We start from the raw sequence: 18,109 nt of genomic DNA, 5'->3' as shown, positions 1-18,109 counted from the left end.
CATCGAGTAGGTTTTTCTATCCATGAAACAAAGTCACTTAAAAAAACATGAATTACTAATGCAAAATATTGATTTAATATCTGAAGAAGAAGCAAAAAAATTACTAGAAGAACTCAGCTGTAAAATAGCAGTGTATAATCATGCTTATTATATAGAAGATAATCCTTTAGTTTCAGATGCCGAATATGATCAGCTATTTAATACCAATCTCAAGTTAGAACAAAAATTTCCTCACTTAGTTTTAGAAAATAGTCCTAGCAAAAAAGTAGGAGCAAAAATAGCAAATAAATTTGCTAAAGTTACGCATCAAGCACCTATGCTATCTCTTAGTAATGTTTTTGATGAGCAAGATGTAAGAGATTTTGTAGATCGTATAAAAAGCTTCTTACGTCTTGATGAGTTTGCTCCTATCTTTTGCGAGCCTAAAATAGACGGTTTGTCTTTTTCTGCTATTTATAAAAACGGGTTACTTATAACGGGAGCTACAAGAGGTGACGGATATGTCGGTGAAGATATAACGGCAAATATTAAAACGATCAAAAATTTTCCTCATAAAATAGATAATGCTCCGGAATTTTTAGAAGTACGCGGGGAAATTTATATTGAAAAACAAGATTTTTTAAACCTAAATGAAGAACAAGAAGAGCAGGGCAGAGATAAATTTGCTAACCCCCGTAATGCTGCTGCCGGTTCGCTTCGTCAGCTTGATTCTTCTATTACGGCTAAACGACCGCTCAAATATTTTGTATATTCAGGAGGAGTAACTGAGCAGAATCTCGCTTCTTCTCAAGATCAATTACTTAAAAAATTAAAAGAATTCGGCTTTTGCGTTAATGAAATATCTAAGCTTGCAGATTCCGAAGAAGAAATTTTTGCCTTTTATAAATATCTCAAAACAAATAGAGAAAATTTACCTTATGAAATTGATGGAGTAGTATATAAGCTAAATGATTTTACACTGCAAAATAGAATGGGTTTTATTGCTAGATCTCCAAGATTTGCTACCGCTCATAAATTTCCTGCTATAATAGGACGAACAAAACTGCTTTCTATTACGGTGCAAGTCGGTAGAACCGGTACGTTAACGCCGGTAGCCGAGCTTGAACCTATAGAAATAGGCGGGGTAACCGTTAGCAGAGCAACGCTGTATAATTTTCAGGAAATCATGCGAAAAGACGTACGTATCGGCGATTATGTATTCTTGCAGCGTGCCGGTGACGTTATTCCTAAAATTACGGGAGTTGATACTCGGAAGCGTCCTAATGATACAGCAATGTTTGATACTCCTTTATTTTGCCCGTCATGTAATTCTAAGTTGTATTATGTGCCTGAAGATATTATTATACGCTGTGATAACGGTCTTAACTGTCCTGCTCAGAATTATGAGCGTATCCGTCATTTTGTATCGAAAAATGCTATGGATATTGAAGGGCTAGGATGTAAGCAAGTTGAGTTTTTAATAGATAAGGGGTTAATTAGCAATCCACTCGATATATTCTTCTTAAAAGAAAAAAATGATTCTAGCTTAGCAAAACTTGAAAATATGAATGGGTGGGGTAAAAAATCAGTAGAAAATCTTTTTAAAAATATAGAAAAATCACAAAAAATTAGCTTACCAAGATTTATATATGCTCTAGGTATTAGGCATATCGGCGAACAAAATGCTAAATTACTTGCTAGAGAATTTGGCAGCTATGCTAATTTTATAGCTCAAATGGAATTGCTTAGCAAAAACGATTCGGATATCTATCAAAAACTAAACAATTTAGAAGGAATCGGTGATAAGATTTTAGTAGATATTATTGACTTTTTTGACGTTAAAGAAAATACCCAGCTTATCAAAAAACTTGGTGAAATATTAAATATTGAAGATTATAAAGAGACCAGGGAACAAAGCAGTTTAACAGGTAAGATAGTGGTATTTACCGGTAGTTTACCGACGATATCTAGAGCGGAAGCTAAAGTGACGGCTGAGAAGCTTGGAGCTAAAGTTGCAGCTAGCGTATCATCTAATACGGATTTAGTAATAGCAGGCCTTGATGCAGGCAGTAAGCTTAAAAAAGCTAAAGAGCTTAATATTAAAATTATTGATGAAGAAGAATGGCTTGCTCTTATAAAAAATGCTTAGGAAAAGCAGCTGTTGCATTTTTTGCAACAGTTCAAATAGAAGGAGAAAAGAGTGTAGAAAGCAAATAGAATATTATAATTTAGATGCTATAATATCAGTAGGATATAGGGTAAATTCTAAGAGAGGGAACGCTTTTAGAAAATGGGCTACAAACTTACTTAAAGAATATCTCATTAAAGGATATAGTATTAACAAGATAAAATCACTAAAAAGAAATTAAATAATCTACAACAAACAGTAGAACTATTAACTAATACTTTGATAAATCAAAATTTGGTAAATAGTACAGGACAAGAATTAATTAATCTTATAAAGAATTACTCTAAAACATGGGAGATATTAGTTAAATATGATGAAGACAAATTAAATCCACCGACAAAATTACAGGCAGAAACTAATGCATTATTAGATTATAAAGAGTCTTTAGAAGTAATTAAAAAGTTAAAGCAAGAATTAGGCAACCATGAGGATGCAGAAATAAGTAATTTATTTGGAGCTGAAAGAGACAATAGTTTTAAAGGAATCTTAGGTAATATTGATCAAACTTTTGACAGTAAATCTTTATATAATTCGGCAGAAGAAAAAGCAGCTCATTTGTTATATTTCATAATAAAAGATCATCCATTTAGTGATGGTAATAAAAGAATAGGTTGTTTACTTTTTTACTTTATCTTACCAAAGCAAAAATTGGATTAAAAATATTGGAGTAAGTGCTATGACATCACTAGCATTACTTATTGCAGAAAGCGATCCTATACAGAAAGAATTAATGATTAACTTAATTATGAATTTAATAAATGATTAGTTTTATGGCTAGTAAAGCTCAATTAATATGGGTGGAAATTAAGAATTACTTACGTGAATTAAAAGAAAATAGAGAAGATGCAGAAATTGCTTTAGCAAGAAGAAATAATAATAGTGATAAACTTCTTACTTCAGAAGAAGTAACAGAATTGTTAAAAAAGAAATACGGTTTATAATTTTGAACTATCGTCATATTTATCATGCAGGCAATTTTGCTGATATAGTCAAGCATTTAGTGCTAAGTAGCATTTTAGAACAGCTTAAGAAAAACCTTTTGCGGTTTAGATGCTTTTGCGGGTCTTGGTCTTTACGATTTAAACTCAGAGGCGGCTTCTAAGACTTTAGAGAGTAATAACGGCATTGACAAATTATTAAAACTTACGAATCCTATTCCTGAGTTTCTAACGGCTTTCTTAAATATAGTAAATCTAGCAGGTCTTAATTATTATCCCGGTTCACCTTTTATAATTAAACAATTATTACGACCGAATGATCGTTTAATTGCCTGTGAGCTTCATCCAAGTGATTACTTGAGTTTTAAAAAAAACTACTACCGAATAATACGCATAATATAGATGCTTATAATTAGATGCTTATAATGCGATTGAAGCTTTTCTACCGTTTAAAGAAAATAGAGGATTAATTTTTCTTGATCCACCTTTTGAGGTCAAAAATGAGTTTCAAAAATTGCTCGAAGCACTTAAAAAAATTAAGCTACGAGTTCTTAATAATACAGTCTTAATTTGGTATCCTATAAAAGATTTATCTTTAGTCCGTGATTTTTACCACAACTACAAGAATATCGGATTTAAAGAAACTATAATTATTGAATATGAGCTTTTAAATAATGATAAAAATATGGTAAAGTGTGGGTTAATGTTAATTAATCCTCCAAATATATAAAGAGGAATTAGAAAAATTAACGAAATATTTAAGTGCATCTCTTAATTTAAAATTTACGTATATTTACTTTTAATGTCTTTTAAAAAATATATATTTTTACTGCTTATAGTTTTTCTTGTTCAAGGTTGTAGCAGTATTAAAGAGTCTAGCGATACTACTTTACTTTCTGTAACTTCATCTCAATTAAAGCAAAAATATAAAATCAGTCATGCGGATTTAGTAGTACAGTATGATTTAACAAATAAAAATAGCAAATGTATATATGCAAAAAACTTAGGTCTAATAATTAATAACCCTAAACAAAATAAGATTTTTCTACAAAAATTCCATAATAAAAATCCGGCAGAATTTAATAAAGCAGCCGAAATAAAAATAGCTGATATAAAGGCAGTTGTAACAAAACTAAATTCAAAATATAAGTTTCTTTCTAAACCGGAAGCTAGCTATTTTGCAAAAAAACAAACTCATAGGAATAATATCTCGGAATTAACCAAGCTTGATAAAATAATTAGTACAATACCGCTTATGATGCCGGAATATGAGCCGAAAATTACTAGCCATTACGGAACTAGGAAAAGTCCTCATAAAAAGAAAAGAAAAAAGAAATGTTTCCATAGCGGTATTGATTTACAAGCTAAAAAAGCAGCACCGATATATGCAGCAGCAAGCGGAATTGTTATAAAAGCCGCTAGAGCACCTGATTACGGGAATTTTGTTGAGATTAAACATGGACGCAAATTTGTTACGAAATATGCTCATTTAAAGGAAATGTCAGTTAAGGAAGGAAATAAAATTAAGCGGGGTCAATTTATCGGTATACAAGGAAAAACCGGTAATGCTACGGGTGAGCATTTGCATTTTGAAATTCTACTAGACAACAAAGCAATCAATCCGTTTGACTTTATTTTTAACTGCCGTAAATGTTAAACTATGATCAAACTTTTATATCCTGAATTTTGGCAGAAGCGAAATATTATAGCTTATTTGCTTTTGCCTATAAGCTTGATATATCAATTTTTAGGCTATTTACGAGCTAGTTTAGCACGTCCTATTATGTTGCCTGCTAAAGTTATTTGTGTCGGTAATTGTAGCGTAGGAGGTACGGGTAAGACACAGATAGTAATGTATCTAGCCAAATTACTGAGAGCTAAAAATGTAAGTTTTGTAATAGTAACTAAGGCTTATGGTAGTAACCTTAAAAGTGCAACTACCATACATCAAGGACATACAGCATTAGAGGTAGGAGATGAGGGAGTAATACTTGCAAAGTATGGAACAGTTATTGCTACTAAAAATATTAAAGAGATTTTACCATTAATTAACGAGCTTAAACCTGATATAATAATAATTGATGATTTCCTACAAAATCCTTATTTTCATAAAGATTTTACTATAGTTTCAGTAGATAGCCAAAGGCTTTTCGGCAATGGCTTTCTAATTCCTGCTGGTCCTTTAAGACAATATCCAAATAAAGCCCTTGATGCAGCTGATTTAATTTTTTTAGTCAGTAGTACCAATGATAAAATACCGAATATTTTAACTCCTTATGTCAATAAATTAATAAATGCTCAAATAGTTCCTTCAAATAATATAGATAAAACTAAAAATTATTTTGCTTTTAGCGGTATCGGTAATCCTGAGCGTTTCTTTTCGACTTTAAAAAATTATGGACTGAATATAACCGATTACAAAATTTTTCCTGATCATTATAATTATTTACAAGCAGATTTAGAAAATTTATATTCATTAGCTAAAGAGCATAATGCTACCTTAATTACTACACGAAAAGATTATGTTAAGTTTAATGAATTTAGCTATAATGATATTACTTGTTTAGATGTAGAATTATCTATCAATAATCCTGATTTATTAAATGAAAAAATTTTTAAAAAAGCTCAGATATTTAATTGAGTATTTTATCGTCGTTATATTCCTTAAAGTAATAGGAATATTCGGTGTAGATAAAGCAGCAGATATTTGTAGTTTTATAGCAAGAAAAGTCGGTATATTATTCGCCGTTAATAAAATTGCTAGACGAAATATTAAAGCAGTATTCGGCGATATGTGTGATGTTGAAAAAATCATAGATCAAACTTGGGATAATTTCGGCAGATTTATAGGCGAGAGTGCTTATGTTAATAAAATGAGCGAAACCGAGTTAGAAAATAGAGCCGAGATAATAGGTATTGAGAATATTAAAAAGCTAGGAGAGCAACCCTTTTTATTATTTAGCGGTCACTTTGCCAATTGGGATATCGGTCTTAATCTTCTGCATAAATCTTATCCGAAATTTGCCGTAATTTATCGTAAGGCAAATAACCCGTATGTTAATAAGCTAATTAATGAAAGTCGGGCTAGTGATAAATTGAGGCTTATACCGAAAGGTCCTGACGGTAGCAGAGCTTTAGTTAGGGCTATCAAGGAGAGTGAATCTATTGTTATGCTTGTTGATCAAAAAATGAACGATGGAATTGAAGTGCCTTTTTTAGGATATCCTGCTATGACTGCAAACGCCATAGCTAAAATTGCTTTGCAGTATAAATATCCAATTATACCTTGCCAAATCATTAGAACTAAAGGCAGTTATTTTAAAGTAATAGTTCACCCGCAATTAAAGTTTGAGCAAACCGGTGATAATAAAGTTGATTGCTATAATATTATGCTTAATATTAATCAAATGCTAGGAGCATGGGTTAAGCAAAATCCTTCTCAATGGTTCTGGTTTCACAATAGATGGAAGAAATAATGTATACTCGTTTAATTTGAAAAATTGGCGTCGTTGCTCCATATTTTTTAATCCTCACGTACTAGTATGTACGCTGCGGTCAAAAAATATGGAACGCCTTGCTCTTTTCCAAATTAAACTTCGTCTACTATTCTTCATTTACTCAGAGTAGAGTCTTTAATTTTTCAAGTACTTCTTGGGCGTGATTTTTAGCATTTACCGAACGCCAAATATGCTTAACTATTCCTTCCTTATCAAGTAAAAACGTAGCTCTATCAATGCCCATATATTTTTTACCGAACATTGATTTTTCTATCCATACCCCTAATTGTTCACACAAATTTGAATTTGCATCAGAGGCCAAATCAAATCCCAAACTATATTTTTCTTTAAATTTATCGTGAGAGTCAAGCTTATCTTTAGATACTCCAATAATTACCGTATTAAGTTTATCGAATTCCGGTTTTAGCCTATTAAAATCTTGTGCTTCAATAGTACATCCTGGTGTATCATCTTTCGGATAAAAATATAATACTACGAATTTTTCTTTTAAATCCGATAGTTTAATTATTTTATCGTTACCTATGTGCAGCGAAAAATCAGGAGCTTTTTTTCCTAGTTCTAATGTCATAATATCCTCAAATTTATTTTATACAATAACTATATATTAAATAGGTATTTTTTAAAATTGCTTTTTAAGATTATATTATTTATGATTCTGAATATATAATATTTAAGTTTAACTTTTATTAACTATTTTCAAAAAGAGGTGTTATGAGAACTATAGGTGAAGCACTTGAAGAATTACATAAAAACCTTAAGGATTCTGCTAAAATTATTACTGCCGATTTTAATAAAAAATGTCATGAAGTAGCGGATAAATTATCCGTCAAAATTAATGATTTAGAGGAATATGCTAAAGACCATTCTTTAGAAACTATAAAAGAGCAATATAAAAATTTAACGAAAGAGTTACTGGATTATCAGAAAATTAAAGATGATAAAGTGGAAGAATATAGAAAAACTCTTGTGAAAAAACTTGATGATTTAAGTAAGAAAATTGAACAATATAACAATAAATATAAATAATCGGAGAATATAATGAAAAGAATATTAATAAACACTAGGGGCTACCGCTACATTATTATTAACACCTAGCATTTTTGCAGATTCGCCTACCAAGGATGAAACAAAAGCAAATGAAGTGCAAACTGAAGAAGTAGCTACAAGCAGTACAAAAACAATTACCGAAAATTTACAGGAATTATAAAGACAATTTAACAAACTTAGCTCAAACGGGAGCCGATAAATTTAATCAGACCTTAAGCAATACTTATGATCAGATAGCACAAAGCGTTGCAGAGATAAAAAAGAATGTGAAAGATCAGAAAGATAAAAAAGGTGAAGAACTGCAAAAATCTATAGATGATGTAAAAGCAAAAATGGAAGATTATAAAAAAGTAGGAAGCAAGAAGAAATACGTCAGCACCTAGTGGATAAATTAGAAGAGCTAAATAAAAATATTAACGAATATAATAAAGAAAAAGCAAATTCGTAATTTTTTAACGTCATTGCGAGGAGCGAAGCGACGCGGCAATCTCATGAAATAGGATAAACTCCTGAGATTGCTTCGTCGAAACTTATAGTTTCTCCTCGTAATGACGTTGTACCCTTAAAAATCGGTATTATTTATGACTATTACCAAAGAAAAAATTGCAACCATGTTAAGCTCCAAATTAGGTTTTTCAAATAATTTATGCGAGGAAATAGTTAATACGGTTTTTTCTAATATTTTAGAAATAGCAAAAGAGCAAAAGTTAACTTTAAAGAATTTCGGCAGTTTTGAGGTTAAACAAAAAAATCCACGTCCCGGAATAAATTTTCATACTAAATCACCAATAATTATAGAATCAAAAAAGAATTTGCGTTTTGTCCCGTCTTCCAAATTAAAAGCCCTAGTTAACGAACATGACAAACAATAAGCTAACAAAAAAATATTATTCTGCTGGTGAGGTAATTAAGCATTTAAATATTGCTTTACATCAATTAAGATATCTAGAGACAAAAATCCCTGATTTATCTAATTATAAAATAAATAATAGGAAATATTATACCGTTAATGATATCGATCTACTTCAAAAATCTTTAAAGAAAGATATTACATCTCTGTCTACCGATAAAGTTGATATATTACTTACCAACTTCCATAATTTATCTCTTCAAATAAAAAAAATTCTTGCCGATTCCTTGATGACTTGCGTATAGTACTTGTCATATTACGTTTTAAAGACAAGAAAGGAGAATATTATGACAATAAGACAAATGGTAAAGCCGGTAATTATAGGCATATCCGGTCCTGAATTAACCGATGCTGAAAGAGAATTATTTGAAGAGCATAATCCTTTAAGTGTAATTTTATTCCGTCGTAATATTAGAAAGAATGATAACGGTGAGCAGGATAAAGAAACTCTTATTAAGCTTATTGCAGATATAAAAGAAGTGTTAGGAGAAAATACTATCATCTCTATAGATCAAGAGGGCGGTAGGGTAAAAAGGCTCATAGCACCGACTTTTTATGACGCTCCGGCTGCTCAAACTTTCGTTGATGTGCAAAAGTGCAAACAAAACTATAGCAATATAGGCAAAGAGCTAAGAGAAGTAGGTATTAATCTAGATTTTGCTCCGGTAGCGGATTTGATTCACGAAGGAGCAGACAAGATAGTCGGAGATAGAAGTTTTGGTTCAGAGCCGGAAGTAGTCGTACCTTTATGTTTAGCTGCTATAGACGGATTACAAGAAGAGAAAGTCGTGGCTTGCATCAAGCACATTCCAGGGCATGGTAGAGCTAAAGTAGATAGCCATATAGGGTTACCTATTGTTGATACTAGCTTAAAAGAACTAGAGGATACAGATTTTAAAGTATTTAAGGAGCTAGCGAAGCACGATAATATTAAACTTGCTATGACGGCACATATAATTTACAAAGCTCTTGATTCTGAGAATTCTGCCACCCTATCAAAAAAAGTTATAGACTATATTAAAAATAATATCGGCTTTAAAGGGCTTATTATTTCCGATGCAATAGATATGAAAGCTTTAAGCGGTAGTATGGTAGATATTACCAAAGGAGTTTTAGATGCAGGTGTAGATATAGTGCTTGAATGTACCGGAGAATTTAACAAAATGTCTGAAGTTCTAGGTAGTGTTTCGGAAAGTTCTATAGATAAATTTTCTGACCTGTTAATTGCTTAATGCTATTCGTCATTGCGTAGATACCTGAGCCGTCATTGCGAGGAGCGTAGCGACGTGGCAATCCAGAAAAAGATTAAAAAAATTCTGTAAATCAGAATTTTTTTTCTTCCTTGCTTCGCCCTGATTACTACGTAATTCTTCTCGCAATGACGATGAAACAGATCTATCCAATTAATCTAAGTTAAAATTAATTAAACAATTTTATTGAAAAATTTATTTTTACTATTAATCTGTTTTTTAATTTTTAGTTAAAGAATTAATTTTATAAATTACTTGAATAGTATTATGAACAATCTTGTGGATTTAAGTTCTAAAAGCTATAGGTAATATTTACTAAGAATAGAGATATATAGAATTTTAGGTAGCAGGAGGGGGATTTGATTTGTGATATTATTAATCTGCTTAAAGAAGATTTAAATAAAGCAGATATAGAAAATGAGATATATATGCGTCTTAAAGAACCTTATTCTGTTTTAAAAAAGATGAAAAGGAAAAAAGTGCCGATTGATGCGTTGAAAGACTTAATTGCATGTAGGGTTATAGTTAAATCTAAAGCTCTATGCTATAATGCTTTGGACGTAGTTAAGAGTTCTCCGCATTTAGATTGGTTATACACCAAAGATTATATCAATAGACCAAAAAGCAACGACTATCAGTCTCTTCATAATATAATGCAGCTTTTATACTCTAAACGTAATTTTGAAATACAGATAAGAAGTGAAGATATGCATAAAGATGCTGAGCTTGGTAGAGCGGCTCATTTAAATTACAAAGAAGAACAAGACCGTCATTTGAAAAAAGTTTTTGACGTTAGTAATGACACGATACTTTCTAAAGCACGTCAAATGGTGAAACAATTTGAAGGATTAGAAGAGCAAATTGTAGAATATGAAAAAGAAATTATGCGTATTTGGGATACTAAATACGACGAAATGCTAAAATGGGAAAATACTGCTGAAGTGCTAATATTTAATGAAGAGTAGTTTTTTCGTCATTGCGAGGAGGCATTGTTGCATGGACCGGTAAATGCTCTTTATGTCATTCCTGCGAAAGCGGGAATCCAGAAAAAAAGTATAAATACAGAAAATTTTTGAAATTAAAAGCTCGATTTATCTCGCTTTATGCTGGATTCCTGCTTTCGCAGGAATGACATCGGTATCCACGCAACAATGCCACGCGGAAATGACATAAAAGGTTGGATCCCGTGGTCAAGCCACGGGATGACAGAGGTGAAATTGATCCACGCGGGCAATGCCTCTTCGCAATGACGACCCGTGTGTCATAACCCCAATGTGATAAAAATATAACATTTATTAAAACTTTATAAAAAAACTACAGCGATGCTTGTAATTATATACAATATATAGTATGCTCAGCCCGTAGTTTAGAAACTATTGAAACAAAATATTAGGTTATTTCCTTATCAAATGCGGGATATATTGACTCACGTTTGATAAGTTTGTTTTAATACTAGGTACTAAATTTTAACTTAAATATAGGAAAAAATTATGGCTCAAAAACCAAATTTTCTAAAAAAATTAATTTCCGCAGGATTGGTAACTGCTTCTACAGCTACCATAGTAGCCGGCTTCGCAGGCTCAGCTATGGGTGCTGCTACACAGCAGAATAGAACGACGGCTGGAGCTGCTACAACTGTTGATGGTGCGGGATTTGACCAAACTGCCGCTCTTGCAAATCTTGCAGTTGCTCCAAATGCAGTTATTACGGCTAATGCTAATAATGGTATTAATTTTAATACTCCAGCCGGTAGTTTTAACGGTTTGTTTTTAGATACTGCAAACAATTTAGCAGTGACAATTAGTGAAGATACTACTTTAGGATTTATCACTAATGATGCTAATAAAGCTAACTTCTTTAATTTTACTCTTGGTGCCGGTAAAACTCTTACCATAACAGGTCAAGGTATTAATGCTGGACAAGCTGCTGTTACAAAAAATGCTCAAAATATTGTTGTCCAATTAAATGGTGGTAATGCTATTGCCAATAATGATCTTAGCGGCGTAGGAACAATAGATTTTGGTGCTGCGGCTTCTACATTAGTATTTAATTTAACAAACCCTACAACTCAAAAAGCTCCTCTTATACTTGGAGATAATGCTGTAATAGCTAATGGTGCTAACGGTACATTAAATGTTACTAATGGATTTATTCAAGTTTCAGATAAAACTTTTGCTACTGTTAAGACAATTAATATCGGTGACGGTCAAGGTTTCATTTTCAATACTGATCCTACTAACGGTAATGTTTTAAATTTACAAGCAGCTAATGTTACTATTAATTTTAATGGAACAGACGGCACAGGTAGATTAGTATTATTAAGTAAGAATGGTGCTGCTACCGACTTTAACGTTACGGGAAGTTTAGGCGGTAATCTAAAAGGTATTATCGAATTTAACACTACTGCAGTAGCCGGTCAACTTATAGCTAATGCAGGTCCTGCTAGTGCAGTAATAGGTACCAATAATGGAGCTGGTAGAGCTGCAGGGTTTGTTGTTAGCGTAGCTAATGGAAATGCAGCAACAGTCGCTGGACAAGTTTATGCTAAAGACATGGTTATACAAAGTACTAATGCAGGCGGACAAGTAAACTTTGACCACATAGTTGATGTTGGTACAGACGGTACTACTGCCTTTAAAACAGCAGCTTCTAAAGTTGCAATAACTCAAAATTCAAATTTTGGTGCTACTGATTTCGGTAATCTTGCAGTACAAATTACGGTTCCTAATACTAAGACTCTTACAGGTAATTTCACAGGTGATGCTAGTAATAACGGTAATACTGCAGGTGTGATAACTTTTGCTGCTAACGGTACTTTAGCAAGCGGTAATGCTGATGCAAATGTTGCAGTGACAAATAATATTAAAGCAATCGAAGCAGCAGGTGTCGGAGTTGTTCAATTATCAGGAACACATACTGCCGAGTTACGTTTAGGAAATGCCGGTTCTGTCTTTAAACTTGCTGACGGTACAGTTATAAACGGTAAAGTTAACCAAACTGCTCTTATTGGCGGTGCTCTTGCAGGTGGTGCTATTCAGTTAGATGGAAGTGCTACAATTACCGGTGATATAGGTAACGGTGGTGGTAATGCTGCGTTACAAGGTATTACTTTAGCTAACGATGCTTCAAAAACATTAACTCTTGGTGGAGCAAATATTATCGGTGCTAATGCCGGTAGAATGATTGATTTCCAAGCTAACGGTGGTACTATTAAATTAACAAGCACTCAAAATAATATTTTAGTTGATTTTGATTTAGCTATAACTACTGATAAAACAGGTGTTGTTGATGCGAGTAGCCTAACAAATGCTCAAACTTTAACTATTAAAGGTAATATTGGTACTATTGCAGCTAATAATAAAACTCTTGGACAATTTAATATCGGCTCAAGTAAAACAGTTTTAAATGCCGGTGATGTTGCTATTAACGAGTTAGTTATTGGAAATAACGGTTCAGTACAATTCGCTCACGATACTTACTTAATAACAAAAACTACGAATGCTGCCGGTCAAGGTAAAATAATATTTAATCCTATTAATAATAATATGACTCTTGCAGCCGGTACAAATTTAGGTAGTGCTACAAACCCACTTGCAGAGATTAATTTTGAAGCTCCAGCTGGTGGTGCCACAACATTAAATGTCGGTAAAGGTGTTAATTTATATGCTACTAATATTACTACTGCTACTCCTAACGTTGGTACGTTCAGCTTTACTGCGGGTGGAACAAATATAGTAAGCGGTACAGTCGGTGGACAACAAGGTAATAGGTTTAATACTGTAGAATTAAATAATGGTAGTACGGCTTCCTTCTTAGGTAATGCAACATTTAACGGTGAAACTACAATTGAAGGTAATTCTACCTTACAAATCGGCGGTAATTATACTACAGATCTTTTCACATCTGTCGATAATACCGGTATAGTAGAATTCGTTAACGCTGATCCTATTACCGTAACAGTAAACAAACAAGCTAGAGTTGTTAATGAATTAAAGCAAGTAACAGTTTCCGGTCCTGGTAACGTAGTGATTAATCAAATCGGTAATGCAGCTAATCCTGGTGCGGTGACTGATACAGTTGTTTTTGCAAATGCAAGTTTAGGAGCAAGTTTATTCTTAGCTAGCGGTATCCTATTAGACGGTTTAACAATTAAAAGTACTGTCGGTAATAAGGTAGCAGGCGGTGGATTTAATGCTCCTAGATTGATTGTTACAAATGTTGATAGCACAATTGTTCCAGGTCAAGTAATCGGTGATCAAAATAACATCATAGGTCTTGGACTTGCAAGTGATAATACGATTACTGTTAATGATGCTACAGTATATGCAACTTTATTTGCCGTAAATAATGATGAAGGTACTATAGAGCTTAACGGCGGCGTTCCTAATACTCCAGGTACGATTTACGGTTTAGGTTTCAAGAATGGTAATCCAAAGTTGGAGGAAGTGAATTTTACTACAAACTATAACAACTTAGGTAGCATTATTGCAACTAACGCAATAATCGAGGATGGTGTAACTGTTACTACAGGTGGTACAGCTGGAAAAGATTTTGATGGTAAAATTACCCTTGGAAGTGTTAACGGTAACTCTAATGTAATTTTTGTTGACGGTACAAACTCTACTGCTACAAGTATGGTTTCTACTGTTAAAGCTAATAACGGTACTGTAACTTACTTAGGTAGAGCGTCTGTCGGTAATATAGGTAGCTCTGATACTCCTGTAGCTTCTGTGAAATTTACGGGTCCTGCCGGTTCATTAGAAAAATTACTAGGAAATATATATTCTACCGCAACTAATTTTGGTAATGTTAACTTAAATGTTGCTGGTTCGAATGTAACTTTAGGCGGCGGTACTACTGCTATTAACGGTAATATTGACCTTGTAACAAATACCTTAACATTTGCAAGCGGTACTTCAACATGGGGAAGCAATACTTCTCTTAGCACAACGTTAAACATAGCCTCCGATAGTTCAGGTGTAATAGGTCATATCGTTATTGCGGAAAATGCTAAAGTTAATGCAACAACTACAAGAACAACAACTATTAATGTACAAGATAATGCCAATGCAAATTTCAGCGGTACAAAAACTTATATTTTAATCCAAGGTGGTGCTAGATTTAACGGTACTTTAGGAGGTCCTAACTTTGCTGTAACCGGAAGTAATCGTTTCGTAAATTACGATTTAATACGTGCTGCTAACCAAGATTATGTAATAACACGTACTAACAATGCAGCAAACGTAGTTACTAATGATATCACAAATAGCCCATTTGCAGGTGCATCGGGTGTAGGTCAGAACGTTGCAACATTCTTAGCCGAAACCAATACTGCAGCATATAGTAATCTTGTTAATAATGCTAAAAATAGTGCTAATTCTGCTAACTTTGTTGGAGCTATTACTACCGATACAAGTGCAGCCGTAACTAATGCACAATTAGATGTAGCTAAAGATATCCAAGCTCAACTTGGTAACAGATTAGGTGCTCTTAGATATTTAGGTACTCCTGAAACTGCTGAAATGGCTGGACCTGAAGCTGGAGCAATACCGGCTGCGGTTGCTGCAGGTGACGAAGCTGTTGACAATGTAGCTTACGGTATATGGGCAAAACCTTTCTATACTGATGCACATCAAAGTAAGAAAGGCGGTTTAGCTGGTTATAAAGCTAAAACCACCGGTGTCGTAATCGGTTTAGATACGCTAGCTAACGATAACTTAATGATCGGTGCTGCTATCGGTATTACTAAAACCGATATAAAACACCAAGATTATAAGAAAGGTGATAAAACCGACGTTAACGGTCTCTCATTCTCTCTATATGGTGCCCAGCAGCTTGTTGAGAACTTCTTTGCTCAAGGTAGTGCAATATTTAGCTTAAACCAAGTGAAAAACAAAAGTCAGCGTTACTTCTTCGATGCTAACGGTAAGATGAATAAGCAAATTGCTGCCGGTAATTACGATAACATGACATTCGGTGGTAACTTAATGGTCGGTTATGATTACAATGCAATGCAAGGTGTATTAGTAACTCCAATGGCAGGACTTAGCTACTTAAAATCTTCTGACGAAAACTACAAAGAAACCGGTACAACAGTTGCAAACAAGCAAGTTAACAGCAAGTTTAGCGATAGAACCGATTTAATAGTAGGTGCTAAAGTAGCTGGTGGTACTATGAATATAACTGATCTTGCGGTATATCCGGAAGCTCACGCTTTTGTAGTTCACAAAGTAAATGGTAGATTATCTAAAACTCAGTCTCAGTTAGATGGACAAGTTACTCCGTTCATCAGCCAGCCTGACAGAACTGCTAAAACATCTTACAATGTAGGTTTAAGTGCAAGCATAAGACCTGATGCTAAGATGGAATACGGAATCGGTTATGATTTCAATGCTGCAAGTAAGTATACTGCACATCAAGGTACTTTAAAAGTACGTGTAAACTTCTAATCGCTCTCCCGATTAGCAAGTTTATAACTTTCTAAAGAAAAAAGTCTTCTTTGAAAAAAGGGGGCTTTTTTTTATTCTTTCTTCGTGCCTACAGGTCTTGTTGCGTAGATACCGATGTCATTCCTGCGAAAGCAGGAATCCAGCATAAAGCGAGATAAATCGAGCTTTTAATTTCAAAAATTTTCTGTATTTATACTTTTTTTCTGGATTCCCGCCTACGTGGGAATGACATAGAATAAAAATTGTTCGATACTATACTTATCCACGCGTGGCATTGCCCGCGTGGATACTGAAAGTCGTCATTGAGAGGAGGTCTTGTTGCGTGGATATCTAATCGTCATTGCGAGGAGCGAAGCGACGCGGCAATCCAGAAAAAATAATAAAAAAATTCTGTAAATCAGAATTTTTTACTGGATTGCTTCGTCGAATTACTACGTAATTCTTCTCGCAATGACGGAAAAGCAGGTCCACGCAACAATGCCTTGCGAGTAGGTCTTGTTGTATGGATACCGATGTTATTCCTGCGAAAGCAAGAATCCAGCATAAAGCGAGATAAATCAAGCTTTTAATTTCAAAAATTTTCTGTACTTATACTTTTTTTCTGGATTCCCGCCTACGCGGGAATGACATAGAATAAAAATTGTTCGGTACTATAGTTATCCACGCGGGCAATGCTATGCGAGAATGATATCACCTAATTTTTTACCCAGTGCAATATCTTCATTAACCTCAAATTTTTATTGACTTTTAGTCGAAAAGATATAAAGCTTTACAGCTAGAAATTTAAAATTAATAAATATTATGAAAAAATATATATTAGGGATTATTATGCTTCTAATAAGCGGAAGTATATTTGCTCAAAGTCAAATATCTAATTTAGTTGTACCGGTTAGCTATTTTATAAATCATGTATCGCAATTGGAAAAACTAAAAGAAAATCTTAATAAATACAAGCAATCTAGTGTAGTAGGGGTAAGCGGTATGGGTAAAACGCAGCTTGCTAGAATGTACGCTTATGAAAATAAAGATAATTATAACATAATTTGGTTTATTGATTGTAATCTAAATATAGAGCAGCAATTACTCAAATTATCTAAAGCTATTAATACCGAGGTAAAATCACCGGTGATTTCAGAAGATATGGCAGTGATGAGGAAAGATTTAATGGGTTATCTAGCAAACAAGGATAAATGGTTATTGGTATTTGATAATTTAAAAATAGGCGAGAATAAGAAAATAGAGGATTTTATTAATTGGGAATATAACGGTAATATATAGTTTGTTCTCAAGATGATGAATTATTATCTAATATAATCAAAGCAAATGCTTTCACTAAGTCGGAAACTGCATTACTTGCAAAAAATATATTGGAAAATAAAAATCCGGAATTAATAAATTTTTTGACTCAAGAATTTGGAGGCTATCCGATTCTCGTAGTTCAAGGAGTACAAATATTAAATCAAGTACAAGGTTTGAGCTTAGAGGAATATAAGAAAACGATAAAAGCCTCTAAGGATAAAATTGAGCTAAATATAAAACTTGTTAGCAATGAATTAAACCCTAGTGCTAAAAGATTACTATATGGGATAGCATTGCTTAATAATCAAAGTTTTTCAAAAGAATTATTAAATTCTATTACTGAAGATAAGCATAGTCTAGACGATGATATTTATCAGCTTTCTAAATTGTTTAATATTCAAGGTAAAAATTATGAAGCATTAAGAAGAATTGACGATACTATAAATGCTTGTATCGAAAACGGCATGAAACCTCAAGATTTATTTCTTACCGGTTCATATCTCATTAAAAGTAGATGTATTAAATAATCTT

Annotated in this window: 18 protein-coding genes and 2 pseudogenes; 17 read left to right on the top strand and 3 right to left on the bottom strand. The window is 33.2% G+C overall.

Annotated elements, in window-relative coordinates; translation table 11 throughout:
* The first annotated feature begins 58 nt into the window (after nucleotides 1-58).
* From ligA to BN1174_RS02565, 8 genes and pseudogenes are all read left to right on the top strand, one after another.
* Nucleotides 59-2,128 carry an NAD-dependent DNA ligase LigA gene (gene ligA / locus BN1174_RS02600; protein WP_040257925.1) on the top strand — a complete coding sequence of 690 codons (2,070 nt, stop codon included), beginning with the start codon at nucleotides 59-61 and terminating at the stop codon, nucleotides 2,126-2,128.
* Complete coding sequence (rhuM, locus tag BN1174_RS11535) at nucleotides 2,121-2,348, top strand: RhuM family protein (protein ID WP_231555761.1); 228 nt, start codon at nucleotides 2,121-2,123, stop codon at nucleotides 2,346-2,348. The genes ligA and rhuM overlap by 8 nt, the downstream gene beginning before the upstream one ends.
* Before the next feature lie 38 nt (nucleotides 2,349-2,386).
* Nucleotides 2,387-2,824 (top strand): Fic family protein, encoded by a 438-nt coding sequence (locus BN1174_RS02590; RefSeq protein WP_052454723.1) that lies wholly within the window; start codon nucleotides 2,387-2,389, stop codon nucleotides 2,822-2,824.
* A 113-nt stretch (nucleotides 2,825-2,937) separates the two neighbouring features.
* Nucleotides 2,938-3,108, top strand: coding sequence for a hypothetical protein (locus tag BN1174_RS09760; RefSeq protein WP_156138453.1), 171 nt, complete (start codon nucleotides 2,938-2,940; stop codon nucleotides 3,106-3,108).
* A gap of 2 nt (nucleotides 3,109-3,110) precedes the next feature.
* Nucleotides 3,111-3,908: pseudogene (rlmJ, locus tag BN1174_RS02580) on the top strand (23S rRNA (adenine(2030)-N(6))-methyltransferase RlmJ).
* Complete coding sequence (locus BN1174_RS02575; protein WP_040256268.1) at nucleotides 3,908-4,762, top strand: M23 family metallopeptidase; 855 nt, start codon at nucleotides 3,908-3,910, stop codon at nucleotides 4,760-4,762. The pseudogene rlmJ and the gene BN1174_RS02575 overlap by 1 nt, the downstream one beginning before the upstream one ends.
* Nucleotides 4,763-4,765: 3 nt before the next feature.
* On the top strand, nucleotides 4,766-5,746 hold the full coding sequence (lpxK, locus tag BN1174_RS02570) for a tetraacyldisaccharide 4'-kinase (protein WP_040256266.1): 981 nt from the start codon (nucleotides 4,766-4,768) through the stop codon (nucleotides 5,744-5,746).
* On the top strand, nucleotides 5,709-6,581 hold the full coding sequence (locus tag BN1174_RS02565; RefSeq protein ID WP_040256264.1) for a lipid A biosynthesis lauroyl acyltransferase: 873 nt from the start codon (nucleotides 5,709-5,711) through the stop codon (nucleotides 6,579-6,581). Before lpxK ends, BN1174_RS02565 begins: the two co-directional genes overlap by 38 nt.
* 142 nt (nucleotides 6,582-6,723) lie before the next feature.
* On the opposite strand, the gene bcp is transcribed toward BN1174_RS02565, so the two are convergent.
* Entirely contained in the window at nucleotides 6,724-7,191 is a 468-nt protein-coding gene (bcp, locus tag BN1174_RS02560) for a thioredoxin-dependent thiol peroxidase (RefSeq protein ID WP_040256262.1), read from the bottom strand.
* A 143-nt stretch (nucleotides 7,192-7,334) separates the two neighbouring features.
* On the opposite strand from bcp, the gene BN1174_RS02555 reads away from it, so the two are divergent.
* The 5 genes and pseudogenes from BN1174_RS02555 to BN1174_RS02535 all read left to right on the top strand — a co-directional run bounded on the left by BN1174_RS02555 (nucleotide 7,335) and on the right by BN1174_RS02535 (nucleotide 9,812).
* Complete coding sequence (locus BN1174_RS02555) at nucleotides 7,335-7,649, top strand: hypothetical protein (protein ID WP_040256261.1); 315 nt, start codon at nucleotides 7,335-7,337, stop codon at nucleotides 7,647-7,649.
* 12 nt (nucleotides 7,650-7,661) lie between these two features.
* Nucleotides 7,662-8,118: pseudogene (locus BN1174_RS02550) on the top strand (hypothetical protein).
* 133 nt (nucleotides 8,119-8,251) lie between these two features.
* Nucleotides 8,252-8,542, top strand: a complete 291-nt coding sequence (locus tag BN1174_RS02545; protein WP_040256259.1) for an HU family DNA-binding protein — start codon at nucleotides 8,252-8,254, stop codon at nucleotides 8,540-8,542.
* Nucleotides 8,529-8,825 carry a MerR family transcriptional regulator gene (locus BN1174_RS02540; protein WP_040256257.1) on the top strand — a complete coding sequence of 99 codons (297 nt, stop codon included), beginning with the start codon at nucleotides 8,529-8,531 and terminating at the stop codon, nucleotides 8,823-8,825. The genes BN1174_RS02545 and BN1174_RS02540 overlap by 14 nt, the downstream gene beginning before the upstream one ends.
* A 42-nt stretch (nucleotides 8,826-8,867) precedes the next feature.
* On the top strand, nucleotides 8,868-9,812 hold the full coding sequence (locus BN1174_RS02535; RefSeq protein ID WP_040256255.1) for a glycoside hydrolase family 3 N-terminal domain-containing protein: 945 nt from the start codon (nucleotides 8,868-8,870) through the stop codon (nucleotides 9,810-9,812).
* Nucleotides 9,813-9,821: 9 nt separating this feature from the next.
* Here the strand turns inward: BN1174_RS02535 and BN1174_RS09755 are convergent, their stop codons facing one another.
* Nucleotides 9,822-9,959 (bottom strand): hypothetical protein, encoded by a 138-nt coding sequence (locus tag BN1174_RS09755; protein ID WP_197062031.1) that lies wholly within the window; start codon nucleotides 9,957-9,959, stop codon nucleotides 9,822-9,824.
* A 230-nt stretch (nucleotides 9,960-10,189) separates the two neighbouring features.
* Here BN1174_RS09755 and BN1174_RS02530 point away from each other — a divergent pair, with 230 nt between their 5' ends.
* Together BN1174_RS02530 and ompB are read left to right on the top strand one after the other, a co-directional pair.
* Complete coding sequence (locus BN1174_RS02530; RefSeq protein WP_040256253.1) at nucleotides 10,190-10,795, top strand: guanosine polyphosphate pyrophosphohydrolase; 606 nt, start codon at nucleotides 10,190-10,192, stop codon at nucleotides 10,793-10,795.
* Between the two features lie 525 nt (nucleotides 10,796-11,320).
* On the top strand, nucleotides 11,321-16,279 hold the full coding sequence (gene ompB, locus BN1174_RS02525; RefSeq protein WP_040256251.1) for an outer membrane protein OmpB: 4,959 nt from the start codon (nucleotides 11,321-11,323) through the stop codon (nucleotides 16,277-16,279).
* A 330-nt stretch (nucleotides 16,280-16,609) separates the two neighbouring features.
* Here the strand turns inward: ompB and BN1174_RS09745 are convergent, their stop codons facing one another.
* Nucleotides 16,610-16,750, bottom strand: a complete 141-nt coding sequence (locus BN1174_RS09745; protein ID WP_156138451.1) for a hypothetical protein — start codon at nucleotides 16,748-16,750, stop codon at nucleotides 16,610-16,612.
* A gap of 357 nt (nucleotides 16,751-17,107) precedes the next feature.
* Here BN1174_RS09745 and BN1174_RS11530 point away from each other — a divergent pair, with 357 nt between their 5' ends.
* Both BN1174_RS11530 and BN1174_RS11525 read left to right on the top strand, forming a co-directional pair.
* Entirely contained in the window at nucleotides 17,108-17,557 is a 450-nt protein-coding gene (locus tag BN1174_RS11530; protein ID WP_231555760.1) for an ATP-binding protein, read from the top strand.
* An 89-nt stretch (nucleotides 17,558-17,646) separates the two neighbouring features.
* Nucleotides 17,647-18,105 carry a hypothetical protein gene (locus BN1174_RS11525; RefSeq protein ID WP_231555759.1) on the top strand — a complete coding sequence of 153 codons (459 nt, stop codon included), beginning with the start codon at nucleotides 17,647-17,649 and terminating at the stop codon, nucleotides 18,103-18,105.
* Nucleotides 18,106-18,109: the final 4 nt, after the last annotated feature.

The organism is Rickettsia hoogstraalii (assembly GCF_000825685.1).
GTDB classification, from domain to species: Bacteria; Pseudomonadota; Alphaproteobacteria; order Rickettsiales; family Rickettsiaceae; genus Rickettsia; species Rickettsia hoogstraalii.
Note: the sequence above shows the minus strand (reverse complement) of the source record. Positions and strands in the feature narration are given on the sequence as shown.